The organism is Bacillus halotolerans, assembly GCF_001517105.1.
GTDB lineage: Bacteria > Bacillota > Bacilli > Bacillales > Bacillaceae > Bacillus > Bacillus halotolerans.
Genome location: NZ_LPVF01000009.1, coordinates 296,066 through 313,696, shown reverse-complemented (window position 1 = coordinate 313,696; position 17,631 = coordinate 296,066). Strand labels below are relative to the sequence as shown.

General features: G+C 44.4%; 20 protein-coding genes, 1 pseudogene and 1 other annotated feature. Of the genes and pseudogenes, 16 read left to right on the top strand and 5 right to left on the bottom strand.

Translation table 11 applies throughout. The annotated features are described in order from the left end of the window. From minD to rpmA, 6 genes are all read left to right on the top strand, one after another. Entirely contained in the window at positions 1-807 is an 807-nt protein-coding gene (gene minD / locus AU387_RS09285; RefSeq protein ID WP_024122353.1) for a septum site-determining protein MinD, read from the top strand. A gap of 149 nt (positions 808-956) precedes the next feature. Next, on the top strand, positions 957-1,751 hold the full coding sequence (locus AU387_RS09280; protein WP_059335529.1) for a peptidoglycan DD-metalloendopeptidase family protein: 795 nt from the start codon (positions 957-959) through the stop codon (positions 1,749-1,751). Beyond that, the gene (locus tag AU387_RS09275; RefSeq protein WP_059335528.1) at positions 1,744-2,610 is read left to right on the top strand and encodes a M50 family metallopeptidase; all 867 of its coding nucleotides are present in this window, start codon (positions 1,744-1,746) and stop codon (positions 2,608-2,610) included. The genes AU387_RS09280 and AU387_RS09275 overlap by 8 nt, the downstream gene beginning before the upstream one ends. A 57-nt stretch (positions 2,611-2,667) precedes the next feature. Beyond that, positions 2,668-2,743, top strand: a sequence feature (ribosomal protein L21 leader region). Positions 2,744-2,756: 13 nt separating this feature from the next. Continuing rightward, complete coding sequence (rplU, locus tag AU387_RS09270) at positions 2,757-3,065, top strand: 50S ribosomal protein L21 (RefSeq protein WP_010330275.1); 309 nt, start codon at positions 2,757-2,759, stop codon at positions 3,063-3,065. A 2-nt stretch (positions 3,066-3,067) separates the two neighbouring features. Beyond that, positions 3,068-3,409 (top strand): ribosomal-processing cysteine protease Prp, encoded by a 342-nt coding sequence (locus AU387_RS09265; RefSeq protein WP_059335527.1) that lies wholly within the window; start codon positions 3,068-3,070, stop codon positions 3,407-3,409. Between the two features lie 12 nt (positions 3,410-3,421). Then, positions 3,422-3,706, top strand: a complete 285-nt coding sequence (gene rpmA / locus AU387_RS09260) for a 50S ribosomal protein L27 (protein ID WP_003222623.1) — start codon at positions 3,422-3,424, stop codon at positions 3,704-3,706. A 119-nt stretch (positions 3,707-3,825) separates the two neighbouring features. Here rpmA and AU387_RS21595 read toward each other — a convergent pair whose 3' ends face one another. Beyond that, positions 3,826-3,948 (bottom strand): hypothetical protein, encoded by a 123-nt coding sequence (locus AU387_RS21595; RefSeq protein ID WP_125825434.1) that lies wholly within the window; start codon positions 3,946-3,948, stop codon positions 3,826-3,828. 77 nt (positions 3,949-4,025) lie between these two features. On the opposite strand from AU387_RS21595, the gene AU387_RS09250 reads away from it, so the two are divergent. The 4 genes from AU387_RS09250 to pheA are packed head-to-tail and all read left to right on the top strand — an operon-like array spanning position 4,026 to position 7,298. After that, the gene (locus AU387_RS09250; RefSeq protein WP_044154182.1) at positions 4,026-4,604 is read left to right on the top strand and encodes a sporulation initiation phosphotransferase B; all 579 of its coding nucleotides are present in this window, start codon (positions 4,026-4,028) and stop codon (positions 4,602-4,604) included. A 34-nt stretch (positions 4,605-4,638) separates the two neighbouring features. Further along, on the top strand, positions 4,639-5,925 hold the full coding sequence (gene obgE, locus AU387_RS09245; RefSeq protein ID WP_044154184.1) for a GTPase ObgE: 1,287 nt from the start codon (positions 4,639-4,641) through the stop codon (positions 5,923-5,925). A gap of 54 nt (positions 5,926-5,979) precedes the next feature. Beyond that, positions 5,980-6,423, top strand: a complete 444-nt coding sequence (thrR, locus tag AU387_RS09240) for a transcriptional regulator ThrR (protein ID WP_010335153.1) — start codon at positions 5,980-5,982, stop codon at positions 6,421-6,423. Positions 6,424-6,440: 17 nt separating this feature from the next. Continuing rightward, positions 6,441-7,298: a prephenate dehydratase gene (gene pheA / locus AU387_RS09235; RefSeq protein WP_059335526.1), complete on the top strand. Its 858-nt coding sequence runs from the start codon at positions 6,441-6,443 to the stop codon at positions 7,296-7,298. A gap of 21 nt (positions 7,299-7,319) precedes the next feature. Here the strand turns inward: pheA and AU387_RS09230 are convergent, their stop codons facing one another. Continuing rightward, entirely contained in the window at positions 7,320-7,862 is a 543-nt protein-coding gene (locus tag AU387_RS09230) for a transcription repressor NadR (protein WP_059293490.1), read from the bottom strand. Beyond that, the gene (locus tag AU387_RS09225; RefSeq protein WP_059335525.1) at positions 7,828-9,009 is read right to left on the bottom strand and encodes an IscS subfamily cysteine desulfurase; all 1,182 of its coding nucleotides are present in this window, start codon (positions 9,007-9,009) and stop codon (positions 7,828-7,830) included. The genes AU387_RS09230 and AU387_RS09225 overlap by 35 nt, the downstream gene beginning before the upstream one ends. Before the next feature lie 104 nt (positions 9,010-9,113). Between AU387_RS09225 and nadB the strand changes: the two genes are divergently transcribed. The 6 genes and pseudogenes from nadB to AU387_RS09195 all read left to right on the top strand — a co-directional run bounded on the left by nadB (position 9,114) and on the right by AU387_RS09195 (position 15,481). After that, positions 9,114-10,709 (top strand): L-aspartate oxidase, encoded by a 1,596-nt coding sequence (gene nadB / locus AU387_RS09220; protein ID WP_059335524.1) that lies wholly within the window; start codon positions 9,114-9,116, stop codon positions 10,707-10,709. Beyond that, entirely contained in the window at positions 10,663-11,532 is an 870-nt protein-coding gene (nadC, locus tag AU387_RS09215) for a carboxylating nicotinate-nucleotide diphosphorylase (protein WP_059335523.1), read from the top strand. The genes nadB and nadC overlap by 47 nt, the downstream gene beginning before the upstream one ends. Further along, positions 11,519-12,621, top strand: a pseudogene (gene nadA, locus AU387_RS09210) (quinolinate synthase NadA). The gene nadC and the pseudogene nadA overlap by 14 nt, the downstream one beginning before the upstream one ends. 115 nt (positions 12,622-12,736) lie before the next feature. Further along, positions 12,737-13,900 (top strand): spore coat assembly protein SafA, encoded by a 1,164-nt coding sequence (safA, locus tag AU387_RS09205; RefSeq protein ID WP_059335522.1) that lies wholly within the window; start codon positions 12,737-12,739, stop codon positions 13,898-13,900. Positions 13,901-14,046: 146 nt separating this feature from the next. Next, the gene (locus tag AU387_RS09200) at positions 14,047-14,658 is read left to right on the top strand and encodes a YhcN/YlaJ family sporulation lipoprotein (RefSeq protein WP_059335521.1); all 612 of its coding nucleotides are present in this window, start codon (positions 14,047-14,049) and stop codon (positions 14,656-14,658) included. 103 nt (positions 14,659-14,761) lie between these two features. Next, on the top strand, positions 14,762-15,481 hold the full coding sequence (locus AU387_RS09195; RefSeq protein ID WP_059335520.1) for a YebC/PmpR family DNA-binding transcriptional regulator: 720 nt from the start codon (positions 14,762-14,764) through the stop codon (positions 15,479-15,481). A 47-nt stretch (positions 15,482-15,528) separates the two neighbouring features. On the opposite strand, the gene AU387_RS09190 is transcribed toward AU387_RS09195, so the two are convergent. Further along, the gene (locus AU387_RS09190) at positions 15,529-16,983 is read right to left on the bottom strand and encodes an alanine/glycine:cation symporter family protein (RefSeq protein WP_059335519.1); all 1,455 of its coding nucleotides are present in this window, start codon (positions 16,981-16,983) and stop codon (positions 15,529-15,531) included. Positions 16,984-17,248: 265 nt separating this feature from the next. Next, complete coding sequence (locus AU387_RS21590) at positions 17,249-17,602, bottom strand: DUF5412 family protein (RefSeq protein WP_232460803.1); 354 nt, start codon at positions 17,600-17,602, stop codon at positions 17,249-17,251. Positions 17,603-17,631 lie beyond the last annotated feature (29 nt).

The window sequence follows — 17,631 nt, the reverse complement described above, 5'->3', positions numbered from 1 at the left end:
TTGGGTGAGGCTATCGTAATAACTTCGGGAAAAGGCGGAGTAGGTAAAACAACAACATCTGCTAACCTCGGTACCGCCTTAGCCATTTTAGGGAAGCGTGTATGTTTAGTAGATACTGATATAGGACTGCGCAACCTGGATGTAGTAATGGGTCTTGAAAATAGAATTATTTATGATCTCGTAGACGTTGTAGAGGGCAGATGTAAAATGCATCAGGCGCTCGTAAAGGATAAACGTTTTGATGATTTGCTCTATTTAATGCCCGCTGCTCAAACGAGCGATAAAACGGCTGTTGCTCCTGAACAAATTAAAACTATGGTCCAAGAGCTCAAGCAGGAATTTGATTATGTCATCATAGACTGCCCCGCAGGAATTGAGCAAGGATACAAAAACGCCGTTTCCGGGGCTGACAAGGCGGTAGTGGTCACAACGCCTGAAATTTCAGCTGTGCGAGATGCTGATCGCATTATAGGGCTTTTGGAGCAAGAAGAAAATATTGAACCGCCGCGGCTCGTTGTAAACAGAATCAGAAATCACCTGATGAAAAACGGTGACACGATGGATATCGATGAAATCGTTCAGCATTTGTCGATTGATTTGCTCGGTATCGTTGCCGATGATGATGAAGTGATTAAGGCATCTAACCATGGCGAACCGATTGCAATGGACCCGAAAAACCGCGCTTCCATCGCATATCGCAATATTGCCCGCCGCATTTTAGGCGAATCTGTTCCTTTGCAGGTGCTTGAAGAGCAAAACAAGGGAATGATGGCTAAGATTAAGTCATTTTTCGGAGTAAGATCATAACTTCATAGAATAAAAGAGAAGAATCTGACAAAGCAAATGCTGTGTCAGGTTTTTTTGTTTCTGACTGCTCTGTGCTGAAGGTAAATCGAATAATTGCCATGGACAAGACATATGATGTACAAACCCAACGAATGCAAAGGATGATGGCAATGAGTCACAGAGCAGATGAAATCAGAAAACGATTAGAGAAAAGAAGGAAACAGGTTTCCGGCTCAAAACGTTTCCCTACTCAGACAGGTTCCGAAAAGCAAAAACCGCCGTCTTGGGTCATGATGTCTGATCAAGAAAAACATGGAATACTCCCGGTATATGAAGATGGCAATTCGAATTTCAGCGGAAGATACCCTTTGGTGAAAACAGACTCAATTATTCTGAAATGTCTTCTATCGGCCTGCCTTGTTCTTGTTTCTGCCATAGCCTATAAAACAAATATTGGACCCGTCAGCCAGATCAAGCCGGTCGTTGCACAAACCTTCGAAACAGAATTTCAATTTGCTTCAGCAAGCCATTGGTTTGAAACGAAATTTGGCAGCCCGCTTGCATTTCTCGCTCCTGAAAAGAAAAATAAGGAACAGCAGGTTGAAGTGGGTCAGGATCTCGTCGCACCCGCATCTGGTAAAGTTCAGCAGGATTTTCAGGACAACGGGGAAGGCATTAAAGTCGAAACAAGCAGCGATACAATCGATTGTATAAAAGAAGGCTATGTTGTTGAAGTCAGTAAAGACGGTGAGACGGGGCTGACAGTGAAAGTGCAGCATGCTGACAATACCTACAGCATTTATGGCGAACTGAAAGATGTGGATGTCGCTTTATATGATTTTGTAGATAAAGGCAAAAAGCTCGGTTCGATTAAACTCGATGATCATAACAAAGGGCTCTATTATTTTGCCATGAAAGACGGCGATAAATTTATTGATCCGATTCAGGTGATCTCATTTGAATAAATGGCTTGACCTCATCTTGAAAATTCATGTTCATCCTTTTCTTTGGATTATCATGGCGCTGGGGCTGATTACAGGGCATATGAAAGCATTGCTGTGTTTGCTTGTGATTGTTCTGATCCATGAGCTGGGGCATGCCGCTCTGGCCGTGTTTTTTTCTTGGAGAATCAAGCGTGTTTTTTTGCTGCCATTTGGAGGAACAGTTGAAGTGGAAGAGCACGGAAATCGGCCGTTAAAGGAAGAGTTTGCGGTGATTATTGCCGGACCTCTTCAGCACATTTGGCTCCAGCTTGCGGCTTGGATGATTGCAGGCCTCTCAATAATTGATCAGCAGACCTTTGAACTGTTTACATTTTATAATCTATCTATTTTATTTGTGAATCTGCTGCCGATTTGGCCGCTTGATGGCGGCAAGCTGTTATTTTTAATTTTTTCAAAGCATCTGTCTTTTCAAAAAGCGCACCGGCTGAATCTAAAGACTTCACTTGTGTGCTGCCTGCTTCTCGCATGCTGGGTTTTATTTGCGGTTCCTCTGCAAATCAGCGCATGGGTTTTGTTTGTCTTTCTGGCTGTTTCTCTGTTTGAGGAGTACAGGCAAAGACACTACATCCATTTGAGGTTTCTCTTGGAAAGATATTATGGGAAAAACCGCGAGCTTGAAAAATTGCTTCCGCTTACCGTTAATGCTGAGGACAAAGTCTATCATGTCATGGCGGAATTCAAACGAGGCTGCAAGCATCCCATTATTATAGAAAAATCCGGAGAGAAGCTAAGCCAGCTGGATGAGAATGAAGTGCTGCATGCCTACTTTGCTGATAAGCGGACAAATTCCTCCATGGAAGAGCTGCTGCTCCCTTATTAAAATCGATTGACAAACGCCTTGTATTCTGATATATTTTTTAATGTTATGGATGTAGCACCATTGCTACAACCGCTCAGTACAGGTGTTAAGAGCTTTTACAGCCCCCTGGTATCTGGCGAGTCTTAGTCTAATAGGAGGTGCAGAGAATGTACGCAATCATTAAAACAGGCGGTAAACAAATCAAAGTTGAAGAAGGCCAAACTGTTTACATCGAAAAACTTGCTGCTGAAGCAGGTGAAACAGTTACTTTTGAAGACGTTTTGTTTGTTGGCGGAGACAACGTGAAAGTCGGCAACCCTACAGTTGAAGGCGCAACAGTAACGGCTAAAGTTGAAAAACAAGGCCGCGCGAAAAAAATCACTGTTTTCAGATACAAAGCAAAGAAAAACGTTCATAAAAAACAAGGTCATCGTCAGCCTTACACTAAATTGACGATCGAAAAAATCAACGCGTAAGCATGATTCAGGCAACAATCAGACGGTCCCGTACTGACAAAAGCTTATTGTCTTTTGAAATGACGGGTCACGCCAACTTTGCTGAACATGGACAAGATCTCGTATGTGCCGGAGTAACAGCCGTTGTGTTTGGATCCGTTAACGCGGTCATCGCGCTGGCGGGCTTCGAGCCGCTTCTTGATATAGGAGAAGATGGGGGTTATTTCTACTTTGAACTCCCTGAATCTCTCGATCCGGAGGCGCGCCAAAAAGCTCAGTTGCTGATTGAAGGCATGATTGTTTCGTTAGAGACAATTGAGCGGGATTATAAAGATCACTTGCGTGTGACCACAAACATAATATAGGAGGTGAGCTACATGCTTAGATTAGATCTTCAGTTTTTCGCTTCTAAAAAAGGAGTAGGTTCTACAAAGAACGGACGTGACTCTGAGGCTAAACGTTTAGGTGCTAAACGTGCTGACGGTCAATTCGTAACAGGCGGTTCTATCCTTTACCGTCAACGCGGAACAAAAATTTACCCAGGTGAAAACGTGGGCCGCGGCGGAGATGACACTCTTTTTGCGAAAATCGACGGAACTGTTAAATTCGAACGTTTCGGCCGTGACCGCAAAAAAGTGAGCGTATATCCTGTAGCTCAATAATGATTCAAAAACTCCGGTCGATGATGACTGGAGTTTTTTTTGCAATATGCGGAGTAAGCATCAAGAATGTTATGCAGAGTATGTGCGAGCAGACCCCGCCAAGAATGAGAACGAATGTCTCAAACCCACTGGATATGTTCCCCAAGCAGTAATACATAAAATGTTCTGCCTGGCTGAAAATCAACCGAAGCCAGAAAAAAGGAACATGATATTTCTGGGAAAAACAATTGTTTTTCTATCAAAGCCTTCTCTGTTATAATTCATAATACACACTTATACAGACTCCTAAATAAGAAATCAAATGATTGGGAGTGCGAAAATGAAGGATGTTTCAAAAAATCAAGAAGAAAATATAAGCGATACGGCTTTAACAAATGAACTGATTCATCTTCTTGGCCATTCCCGGCATGATTGGATGAATAAGCTGCAGCTAATTAAAGGAAACTTAAGCTTGCAGAAGTATGACCGCGTCTTTGAAATCATTGAAGAAATGGTGATAGACGCTAAGCACGAATCAAAGCTCTCAAACCTGAAAACACCGCATTTAGCGTTTGATTTTCTTACGTTTAATTGGAAAGCCCAATGTATGACACTTGAATATGAAGTTCTCGGGGAAATTAAGGATTTGTCAGCTTTTGATCAAAAATTGGCGAAACTGATGAGAAAGCTGTTTGATCTGTTTGAACAAGCAGTCACTAGAGGCAGTGAAAATCATTTAACCGTTTCGCTTCAAACCGATCATCCTGACAGACAGCTGATTCTTTACCTTGATTTTCACGGCACTTTTGCCGATATATCTGCCTTTGACGATTTTCGGCAAAATGGATATGAGGACTTTGATATCATGCGTTTTGAGATCACAAGTCACGAATGTCTGATTGAAATTGGGTTGAACTAGCGGAGTTTTTTAACGGTTTAGAACGGAGGACATTATGTTTGTAGATCAGGTGAAAGTGTATGTAAAAGGCGGCGACGGAGGCAACGGGATGGTTGCGTTTCGCCGTGAAAAATATGTGCCGAAAGGCGGCCCTGCCGGCGGCGACGGCGGAAAAGGAGGAGACGTCGTTTTTGAAGTGGACGAAGGTCTCCGTACTCTTATGGATTTTAGATATAAAAAACACTTTAAAGCCATTCGCGGCGAGCATGGCATGTCAAAAAACCAGCATGGACGAAATGCTGATGATATGGTCATTAAAGTTCCGCCTGGCACTGTTGTGACAGACGATGATACAAAACAGGTCATTGCCGATTTAACCGAACATGGACAGCAGGCTGTCATCGCAAGAGGCGGAAGAGGCGGAAGAGGGAACTCACGCTTTGCCACACCGGCGAACCCGGCACCTCAGCTCTCAGAAAACGGTGAACCGGGAAAAGAACGCTATGTTGTTCTTGAATTAAAAGTGCTTGCAGACGTCGGGCTTGTCGGGTTCCCAAGTGTAGGTAAATCGACTTTGTTGTCCGTCGTTTCATCTGCAAAACCGAAAATTGCGGATTATCATTTTACGACACTTGTTCCGAATCTTGGCATGGTCGAAACAGATGATGGACGGAGCTTCGTTATAGCCGATTTGCCTGGACTGATTGAAGGGGCTCATCAAGGCGTCGGGCTTGGCCACCAATTTTTGCGCCATATTGAGCGGACCCGTGTTATCGTTCATGTCATCGATATGTCCGGCTTGGAAGGCCGCGATCCGTATGAGGATTATGTGACGATTAATCAGGAATTGAGCGAGTACAATTTGCGTCTCACTGAGCGCCCGCAAATTATTGTCGCAAATAAAATGGACATGCCGCAGGCGGCGGAAAATCTTGAAGGGTTTAAAGAAAAGCTGACGGATGATTATCCGGTGTTCCCGGTCAGTGCAGTGACAAGAGAAGGTCTTCGCGAGCTTCTGTATGAAGTCGCCAATCAGCTGGAAAACACTCCGGAATTCCCGCTGTATGACGAGGAAGAGCTTACGCAAAACCGCGTCATGTACACGATAGAGAATGAAGAAGTGCCATTCAGCATTACGCGAGATCCTGACGGAGTCTTTGTGCTTTCAGGAGACAGTCTTGAGCGGTTATTCAAGATGACTGATTTCTCACGTGATGAATCTGTTAAACGATTTGCAAGACAGATGCGGGGAATGGGTGTTGATGAAGCACTCAGAGAACGCGGGGCCAAAGACGGAGACATTATCAGACTTCTTGAATTCGAATTTGAATTTATTGATTAATGATGGGTGAGAGCCTGGATATCAGGCTCTCTATTTTCAAAAGGGGGGATGCAAGTGAAAGAGGAGACGTTTTATCTTGTCCGTGAAGATGTGTTGCCTGATGCGATGAGAAAAACATTGGAAGTCAAAAAACTGCTGGATCGAAAAAAAGCAGAATCAGTGGCAGATGCCGTTCAAAAGGTGGATTTAAGCAGAAGTGCATTTTATAAATACAGAGATGCCGTTTTCCCTTTTTATACAATGGTTAAAGAACAAATTATCACACTTTTCTTTCATTTAGAGGATCGCTCAGGCGCGTTATCTCAGCTCCTTCAGGCGGTGGCTGACTCTGGAAGCAACGTTCTTTCCATTCACCAGACTATCCCGCTTCAAGGGAGAGCAAACGTAACGCTGTCTATCAGTACATCTGCAATGGAAGAGGATATTCATACATTAATGAACAAGATGAGAAAGTTTGATTTTGTAGAAAAGGTTGAAATATTAGGTTCAGGAGCGTAAGGGGAGAGAATATCGTCATGAAAGTCGGTTATTTAGGTCCAAAAGCTACATTCACACATCTAGCAGTCAGTTCTTGTTTCCAAAATGGCGCCGAGCATGTTGCTTACCGCACGATACCGGAATGTATAGATGCGGCAGTTGCAGGTGAGGTTGATTTTGCTTTTGTTCCTTTAGAGAACGCATTAGAAGGATCAGTAAACTTAACAATAGACTATTTAATACATGAACAGCCTCTGCCCATCGTAGGTGAAATGACATTGCCGATTCATCAGCACTTACTCGTTCATCCTTCCAGAGAAAATGCATGGAAGGACCTAGACAAAATTTATTCTCACTCACATGCGATTGCGCAGTGCCATAAATTTCTCCATGGGCATTTTTCTTCCGTGCCGTATGAATACGCCAATTCAACCGGAGCGGCGGCAAAGTTTGTCAGTGACCATCCCGAGCTGAATATCGGGGTGATTGCCAATGAAATGGCGGCTTCTACATACGAATTAAAAATCGTAAAACGGGATATACAGGATTATAGAGACAATCATACGCGATTTGTCATTCTGTCTCCTGATGAAAATATAACTTTTGAAGTGAATTCAAAATTGAATTCACGACCAAAAACAACACTGATGGTGACGCTTCCGCAGGATGATCAGTCCGGAGCGCTGCATAGAGTGCTGTCTGCTTTTTCTTGGAGAAACTTAAACCTGTCAAAAATCGAATCCCGTCCGACCAAAACCGGGTTAGGGAATTATTTCTTTATTATTGATATTGAACAGGCGTTTGATGAAATATTAATCCCTGGGGCTATGCAGGAGCTTGAAGCGCTCGGATGCAAAGTAAAGCTGCTTGGTACATATCAATCTTATCAATTATAAAAAGCCCTATTAGGGCTTTTTTTAGTCTTCAATCAAAATACCGGCTTCTTCGAGTGCTTGACAGGCTTGATCGATGCGATGTTCATCGGGTGCTGTCAGTGTATGAAGATGCACACCATCTGTCAGCTGTGATAAATAGGCGGCATTTGTGGAATTGATTTTTTTGATGAAATGTTTGACTTCTTTTCGCGTGCCGACTTGGATCGCTGCAGTTAAATCTCCGTATACAGGGTGCTCGATTTTTACGTCTTTTACAGTTACCCCTTCATCTACGATGAGCTGCAATTCTTCTTCTGTCCGTTCAGGCCCGTGCAGACACGCTATGATTCTTTCTGCCTGCTGATGCTTCTGAGCGGCGGCGTCCAGATAGACATAGCCTTGGCTTGTGGCGATAATCGGCTCGTTACTCGCTTTTAAAAGCGAGATATCCTGAACGATCACCTGTCTCGAAACATTTGCTTTTTTGGCGAGCTCTCCTCCTGTCAGCGGCGATGTGGATTCCTTCAGCCACAAAAGAAGCTGCTCACGCCTATTGGCGCCCAAGAGCTTTAATTCTTCGGTCAATATGATATTCTCCTTTCCTTTGTTCCAAAAGCGCTGTAAACGTATGTAATAACATATCCAGCTGTTCAGTTGTTGTGTTTTTTCCGAAAGAGATGCGGATAAATTGCAGGGCTTCCTGTTCTGTTTTTCTTAACGCTTTCATCGTTTCAGACGGTCCGTGATAGCCTGCAGAACAAGCGCTGCCCGTTGAAATGCAAATATTATTCCGATTACATTCTAACATAACATATTGTCCTTCAAATGAGCCAAAAAAACACCCGATAATATGGGGCAGACATTCTGTGTTTGCACCATCTGCCGCAAGGGTTACAGGGAGAGACCGAATACGGATTTGTTCTAAAAAGTATTGTCTCAGCGTTTGATTGTGGGATATCTGACTTTCCATTTCACTTACGATCAGCTCCGCAGCCGCTGTAAAGGCACCGATACCCGGTACGTTTACCGTGCCTGCTCGAAACCCATTCTCATGAACGGTGTCAGGGTACACCGGTTTCCAATTGACGTCCGGCCGAATATAGACAGCTCCGGCTCCTTTAGGGCCGTGAATTTTGTGACTGGAAACAGAGAGAGCATCCACCCCCATTTCTTCAGTATGGATGGGCAGTTTGCCGAATGTTTGTACCGCATCACAATGAAGAAGAATTTGCCTGTTGTGAAGATACGATGACAGGTGTTTAATGGGCTGAATAATTCCTGTTTCTGAATTGGCATGCTGAATAGAAACCAGGCCTGTGTCCGGGCGAATATGAGCTGCCAATATTTCCTCGGTAATAAGTCCGTACTCATTAGGCTTAATGATTGTCACGTCAAAGCCATGATTCCGCAGTAAAGCAGCACAGTTATGGATTGATTGATGTTCCATGGCAGTCGTAATAAAATGTCTTTTTGTTTTTGGCAAGCCGTTTAACAATGATTGAATGGCAAGAAAATTGGATTCTGTGCCGCCGCTTGTAAAATATATACCGTCTGTTTCTCCGCCGATTATGTCAGCTATTTTCCCCCGGCAGTACTCCAATATATGCTTTGCTTTTCCCCCAGCGTCATGCAAGCTGCTGGCATTCCCGTACATATCAATGCTGAGCTTCTGAAATACGTCCAGAGCTTCCTCGCAAATTGGCGTGGTTGCTGCATAATCTAAATAAATCATCCGGTCTTTCCTCCATATGTTCTTCATAAAAAAAACTCTTGAGTTTATTTTACCGTTGTGTAAATATAGGTGTCAAGACAGGTGTAAACAACAGGAGGTGGCATATGTCTATAAAGACGATTGCGGTCATTGGTTCTGGAGCGGCGGCACTTGCCCTGGCTTCTGCACTTCCGCCATCATACCAGGTGACTGTCATCACGAAAAAAAGCACAAAAAACAGCAATTCAAGACATGCACAGGGCGGAATTGCGGCGGCTTATGCAAAAGATGACTCGATTGCGTCTCATATGGAGGATACGTTATATGCAGGCTGCGGACATAACGATCAAAACATCGTATCAGACGTTTTACTTGATGGAAAAACCATCATTGAGAATTTTTTGGAGAATGACTTTCCATTTGACCGGGATAAACAAGGCAAAGTCAGCCTCAGCAGGGAAGGAGCCCACACGCACAACCGCATTTTTCATGCGGGCGGAGACGCTACAGGCAGCATGCTCATTGATTACTTGCTGAAACAAATTAATAGCCAAATCGAAGTCATCGAGAATGAAACAGCGGTTGATTTGCTGATGAAGAATGGGCGCTGTGCCGGTGTAGTGACGAAAGACAGCCGCGGCCGGATCAATTTGCGGCATGCGGATGAGGTTGTGCTTGCAGCTGGCGGATGCGGAAGCTTGTTTCAGCACCATACGAACGATCCATCTGTCACTGGTGATGGTCTTTCACTTGCTTACCGGGCCGGAGCGGAATTAACTGATCTAGAGTTTACCCAGTTTCATCCTACACTTCTAGTCAAAAATGGCGTCTCGTGTGGACTTGTTTCAGAGGCAGTCAGAGGTGAGGGCGGTTTTATAACAGACCAAAATGGCCGCCGTATTATGGCCGGACGGCATCCGCTGGAGGATTTAGCACCACGGGACGTCGTCTCGCGGGTGATTCATGAAGAAATAGCAAAAGGAAAACGTGTGTATATCGATTGCAGCGCTATTTCTGACTTCGAAGTGCGTTTTCCCACAATCACCTCTATTTGCCAAAAGGCAGGGGTTGATATTCGTAAAAGAAGAATACCTGTTGCGCCGGGAATGCATTTCTTAATGGGAGGCGTTTCAGTCAATCGGTGGGGAGAAACAACTGTACCCGGGCTTTACGCGATAGGGGAAACAGCATGCACCGGCTTACACGGAGCCAATCGTCTTGCGAGCAATTCTTTGCTGGAGGCACTAGTGTTTGGTAAAAGAGCAGCAGAACATATCATGAGAAAACCGGCTGATAACAGGTATAGTCAATTCAAAGGTGAAACCAGCGGAGTTTATGAGGTGCCGAATATCGAGCTTTCTGAACTGCAAAACAGAATGACAAGCGACATGTCCATAGTAAGAGAAAAAGACAGACTGATTGAGATGAGCAATTGGCTTTATGGGCTCCCATCTCAGAAGATAAATGTGAAGGATATCACAATTCCGCAGCTGGAGCTTTCTCACTTGTGGCAGGTTGCAAAGCTGATGACTTCGTCTGCTCTCTTGCGGGAAGAAAGCAGGGGGGCGCATTTTCGAATAGATATTCCTCAGGCTGATGAAGGCTGGCAAGGAAAACAAATTGTCCATACAAAAAAGGGAACCAAAATGAGAAAAAATGAAGGGGTTTGGAGAAATGAATCATTTACAGCTGAAAAAATTGCTGAATCACTTTTTTCATGAGGATATAGGGACGGGAGATCTTACATCACAGTCCATCTTTGAAGGACAGAACTGTGAGGCCTCAATTGTTGCAAAGTCAGACGGCATTTTCGCCGGAACTGCGGTGATTAAGGAAGGCTTTGCTTTATTAGATGAAAAGGTTCAGGTGTTTTTATACAAAACAGATGGAGATCATTTGCGAAAGGGTGATGTGGTTGCCGTCTTACGCGGGCCGGCCGCTGCTCTTCTTTCTGGAGAGAGGGTCGTATTAAATCTAATTCAAAGGCTGTCGGGTATTGCGACGATGACAAGGCAGGCTGTTGAACGGCTTGATGATGAACAGATTAAGATTTGTGACACAAGGAAAACGACGCCGGGGTTAAGAATGCTCGAAAAATATGCGGTCAGGGTCGGAGGGGGATATAACCATCGATTCGGCCTGTACGACGGAATCATGATCAAAGATAATCACATTGCAGCTTGCGGTTCCATTGTAAAGGCGTGTGAAAAAGCGCGGCAGGCGGCAGGGCACATGGTGAATATTGAAGTGGAAATTGAATCTGAGGAGCAGCTCAGAGAAGCCATTCTTGCTGAAGCTGATGTCATTATGTTTGACAATTGCCCGCCTGACACCGTCCGCCATTTTGCAAATATCACACCGGATCACATTAAAACAGAAGCTTCCGGAGGAATTACATTAGAATCACTGCCCGCTTTTAGAGGGACGGGTGTGAATTATATTTCCTTAGGATTTCTGACTCATTCGGTCAAAAGCTTAGATATCAGCATGGATGTGGCTTTAACAAATCAGTCAGTGGAGGAATGCGGTTATGTCAATTCTTGATGCAATCAAACAATTTGAAATGATGCCTGACCATTATAAAGGGCTGTCAATGAAAGAGATGGAAAGACGTGTTGCGGCCATTAAGGAAAAGTTCGGGAGCAGGTTGTTTATTCCAGGCCATCATTACCAAAAGGATGAAGTGATTCAATTTGCTGACCAAACGGGCGATTCACTCCAGCTTGCCCAAATGGCGGAAAAAATAAGGATGCGGAATATATTGTGTTTTGCGGCGTGCATTTTATGGCAGAGACCGCTGATATGCTGACAGGTACGGACCAAACGGTCATCCTGCCAGATATGAGAGCGGGCTGTTCTATGGCTGATATGGCTGACATGCAGCAGACGAACAGGGCGTGGGAGAAACTTCAGCATATATTCGGCGACACGATCATACCATTAACCTATGTGAATTCTACAGCGGAGATCAAGGCATTTGTCGGAAAGCATGGCGGAGCGACTGTAACCTCCTCCAATGCCAAAAAAGTGCTTGAATGGGCGTTTACACAGAAAAAACGCATTTTATTTCTGCCTGATCAGCATTTAGGAAGGAACACCGCTTATGAACTGGGTATCCCGCTTGAGGACATGGCTGTCTGGGACCCGATTCAAGATCAATTAGAGAACGAGGCAGAACAAAACGATATCAAGGTTATTCTTTGGAAAGGCCACTGCTCTGTTCATGAAAAATTCACCGTGAAAAATATAAATGATTTGAGAGAACGAGATTCTGACATCCGGATCATTGTTCATCCTGAATGCTCCCATGAAGTCGTAATGCAAAGTGACGACAGCGGATCAACGAAATATATTATTGATGCAATCAGCCACGCTCAGCCGGGTAGCAAATGGGCAATCGGTACAGAAATGAATCTTGTTCAGCGACTGATTCAAGAGCATTCCGACAAACAAATTGAATCACTCAATCCGGATATGTGTCCATGTCTGACGATGAATCGAATTGACCTCCCGCATTTACTCTGGTCTTTAGAACAAATAGAAAAAGGAGAACCAGCAGGCGTGATCAAAGTGCCGAAAGTCATTCAGGACGATGCCCTTCTAGCGCTGAATCGGATGCTTTCCATCACGTAAATCAGAAATATTTCCCCTCCTGTACTCATAATTTCTTTTGATCAGGCATATGTTGTGAAGAAACATATTGTAATCACAACTGAACTGTTCACGTTTTGCATAGGAGGGGAAAACGTTGAAAATCCATATCGTTCAAAAAGGCGATTCACTCTGGAAAATAGCTGAAAAATACGGAGTTGATGTTGAGGAAGTAAAAAAACTCAATACGCAGCTCAGCAATCCAGATTTAATCATGCCTGGAATGAAAATAAAAGTGCCGTCTGGAGGTGTTCCAGTCAGAAAAGAGATAAAAGCGGGCAAAAGTCCGGCGGCAGTCGGGGATGAGAAGCAAGAACACCCATTTTCCAAGGAGAAGCCTAAATCCGTTGTCGACGTAGAAGACACAAAACCGAAAGAAAAGCAGTCTGTTCCTTTTGTCCCGCCGATGCCAAATTTGCATGATAATGTGTATCCTGAAGCTGATGTGAACGATTATTATGATATGAATCAGCTTTTTCAGCCTTGGTCACCTCCTAAACCGGAGGAGCCTAAAAAGCATCATGACGGAAATATAGATCATATGTATGACATGCAAGATCAATTTCCACAACAGGAGGCAATGAGTAATATGGAGAATGCAAATTATCCGAATATGCCTAATACGCCTAAGGCGCCAGATGTAGGCGGTATGGAAGAAGAAAACATCCACCACACTGTTCCGAATATGCCGGCAGTTCAGCCATACTATCCGTATCCAGCCCATTTTGTGCCATGTCCGGTTCCTATCTCACCGGTTCTGCCTGGATCCGGCCTGTGCTACCCATACTTTCCTGCACATGCATTTCCGATGCATCAGCCTTATGGCTTCCAGCCAAGTTTTGTATCACCTTCGCAATATGATCCGGGTGAATATGATAACCAGCATCATGAAAACAACCATCACGGACATTACGGATATCAGCCTTCGCACGGCGCGCCTCAATATGCATCGCCGGCTTATGGATCTCCTTATGGGCATATGCCATACGGTCCTTATTATGGCGCTCCTCAAGTGATGGGTGCTTATCAGCCAAATGTGGCACATGGTTATATGCCGCCATTTAAGGATCATGATGATTGCGGGTGTGACGATGACCAGCAGCCATACTTCTCAGCACCTGGTTATCAGGGAGGAGCATATGGAACTCCTTATATGCCTTACGGAGGAGCAAATCCGAATCCGTATGCAGCCGGAACTTCCATGCCGAATCAGCCTTCAACAAACCAGATGTTTGGACGGCCGGAAGAAGAAAGTGAATGATTGTTCGGGACGATGTGAATCGTTCCTTTTTTTGTATTGCCTTACAATCGTCGAATGGTCATAACTGACACGCTTAACATATCTCCCTGATGCACATGATAAAAACGAGCACAACATGCTCAATCAGTCCTCGGGGGGTTTTTCCATTGGGTAGAAAGTTAACAATTGCAGGCCTCATTTTGATGACAGCCGGATTAACAGCATGCGGCGCAAATAATGATGCCCTTAATGATACTCGTAATAACGGTAATAACGGCAATACCCGTCCAATCGGATATTATACAAATGAGAATAACGCTGACAGACAGGGAGACGGGATGGATCACGACGGCCCGGTCTCTGAATTGATGGAGGACCAGAACGGCCAGAACGGCCGTGACCGAAACACAACCAATGTAAACGACCGTGTTACTGCAGATGATCGCGTCCCATTGGCAACTGACGGAACATATAACAACACAAATAACAGAAACATGAACCGAAATGGGACGAACAACAACGGGTATGACAACCAAGAGAACAGAAGACTTGCCGCAAAAATCGCCAATCGTGTAAAACAAGTGAAAAACGTCAACGACACACAAGTGATGGTAACGGATGACAAAGTAGTCATCGCAGTCAGAAGCCACGCTGATTTCACACAGTCTGACAGGCAAAATGTCAAAAAAGCCGCACGAAACTATGCGGATGGCCGTGACGTTCAAGTATCTACAGATAAAGGACTGTTCACAAGACTTCATAAAATGAACAGACGCTAGGACTAAGAAGGCCGCCGGAGAGTGATTCCCGGCGGTCTTTTTCTTTACAACGGCTTGCAAAACCCATTAAAGTGTACATAGAAATATCAAGGAAGGTGAAAGCATGGCTGGCCATTCTAAGTGGAAAAACATCCAAAAAAGAAAAAATGCGCAAGACGCAAAGCGCGGAAAAGTGTTTATGAAGCTTGCTAAAGAAATCTATGTGGCAGCAAAGCAAGGCGGAGCCGATCCTGAAGCAAACTCAGCATTGAGGCTTGTGATTGAAAAAGCAAAAGGCGCCAATATGCCAAACGATAATATAGACCGTGCCCTAAAAAAAGCCGCAGGAAGCCAGGACGGCAGCAGCTACGAGGAAATCACCTATGAAGGCTACGGCCCCTCAGGGGTTGCCGTCATGGTGGAGTGCTTAACTGATAATAAAAACCGTACGGCGACAAATGTGCGGACAGCTTTCAATAAAAACGGCGGAAGTCTCGGAGAAAGCGGATGTGTGGCATTTTTATTTGAGCGGAAGGGGTACATTGCAATTGACCGTACACATCGGCAAATAGAAGAGGATGATCTGATGCTTGATGTCATAGAAGCGGGCGGCGAAGAGCTGCAGACAGAGGATGAATACTTTGAGGTATTAACAGCGCCTGAACGTTTTGAAGAGGTAAAAACAGCACTTGAAGCAAATTATCCAGTCGATTCAGCTGAAGTAACCATGATTCCGAAAACATATGCAGATGCTGATGATGAGGCTGTTGAAAAACTGGATAAATTGATTGATGCGCTTGAAGACGATGAGGATGTTCAGGCAGTGTATACAAATTACCAGTAATATAAAAATGACCGGCGCGAAGTGATCTCAGGCCGGTCTTTTTCGTCTTAAGAGACGCGCTCATTTTCGTGTGTGTATTCTTTCTCCCAGAAATCAGCGTTTTTGATGCCGAGAGCTTTAGGATCAAAGACTGGGTCTAAGCCTTGTTTCTTCTGTTGCTCATAATCCTTTAACGCAATAAGCGCCGGCTTGGCGAGCAAAACAATGGCAATGACGTTCAGCCAAACCATAATGCCAAGTCCCGCGTCACCTAATGCCCAAGCAAGTGTAGCGGTTTTGACAGCACCGTAGAATGTCGCGGCTAAAATGATCAGTTTTAAGCCGAGCATTGCCCATTTGCTTTCTCCGCCTCTCGCTAAATATGCGATATTTGTTTCAGCGATGTAGTAATAAGCCATAATGGTTGTAAAAGCGAAGAAGAACAAAGCAATAGCGACAAAGCCTGCACCAAAGCCGGGCAGCACACTGTCAATGGCGGCCTGAGTGAAGCCCGGTCCAGCTTCTACACCTTTCAGGTGATTGACAATAAATGAACCGTCGGCAGCCTGTGTATTGTACATACCGGTAAATAAAATCATGAATGCTGTAGCGGAACATACAAATAAAGTGTCGATATAAACAGAAAATGCCTGAACCAATCCTTGCTTTACCGGATGAGATACCTCTGCGGCGGCAGCGGGATGAGGGCCTGTTCCTTGTCCGGCTTCGTTTGAATAAATGCCTCGTTTGACGCCCCATGAAATGGCCATGCCGATGAGACCGCCGAATGCAGAATCTAACGCGAAAGCGCTTCTGAAAATCAAAGAAATGACAGCAGGCAGTTCAGAAATATTCATCACAATGATGATCAGAGAGAGCAGAATGTATCCGACTGCCATAAACGGGACAATCATTTGTGCGGCACTGGCGATGCGTTTTACACCTCCGAAAATGATAAAACCTAATAAGAGAACAAGAAAACAGCCAGTAATGGCAGGAGAGATGCCGAATGCATTTTGGACGCCCGTCGCAATGGAGTTGGACTGGACCCCTGGCATAAGGAGAGCCATTGCAATAAGGGCCGCAGCCGCAAATAAAACAGCAAACCACTTAATGCCTAATCCTTTTTCTATATAATAAGCGGGTCCGCCTCGATATTGGCCGCCTTGTTTCACTTTATAAATTTGGGCAAGAGTAGATTCAACAAAGGCGCTTGAAGCACCGATAAAAGCAATGGCCCACATCCAGAACACCGCGCCGGGTCCGCCGAACGCAATTGCTGTTGCCACACCTGCGATGTTTCCGGTCCCCACCCTGCCGGACAGCGCAATTGATAATGCTTGAAACGAAGATACCCCTGCCTCTGAGCTCTTGCCTTGAAACATCAGCACAATCATTTCCTTGATGTGTCTGACTTGTAAAAAACGGGTCACAATAGAAAAGATCAATCCAATTCCTAATAAAATATAAATGACGGGTGTACTCCATAAGACCGCGTTTAAACCAGCAACAAAATCTGCCATCAAGCTTCCTCCTCACGTCGTTTCGATTGCATTTATAAAGAGGATTTTGGGTTAATTGAACTATTTTTACAATCAATCTGTCACATTATATAACGTGTAATGATCATGAGAGGGGAGAATGTGGTGAAAAAAGCGCAGCGTATGAAGTACGCCGCGCTTCTGTTTATAAAGGCATGTGGAAAGCAATTGTGAAACAGTCCTTGAGAAATAAATAGCCAAGCTCATTGTGTATATAAAAGGCAAACGATAAGGATCTTTCATTATCTCACCTCACTGATGCTTGCGGCGGTTCCTCACGAATCCAATGATCATCCTTTCGCCAATCATAAGTTTCATCGATATCGAGATGTAAAGTCTGGCTGCCGATTTTTACTGTATTGTAGTTCAACCATTTAACAGATGGTCTGCTGTCAGGATAATTCCAATAGATTGTTTTTTTGACAAGTGTTTTTTCATTCACGAGTTCGCCTCTGGCGGCATCTGAGCTTAAGGTATTTTTAGATACATAAGTGTTTAGCGTATAGCTTCCGTCAGGCGATGCCACTGATTGTACGAGGCTGCCTTTCGGAACATTTTTCAGTGAAAAAAACATCCAATAGACGGCACCGCCGAAGAACAGAAGACATGAGAATATTATAAGAAGGACTT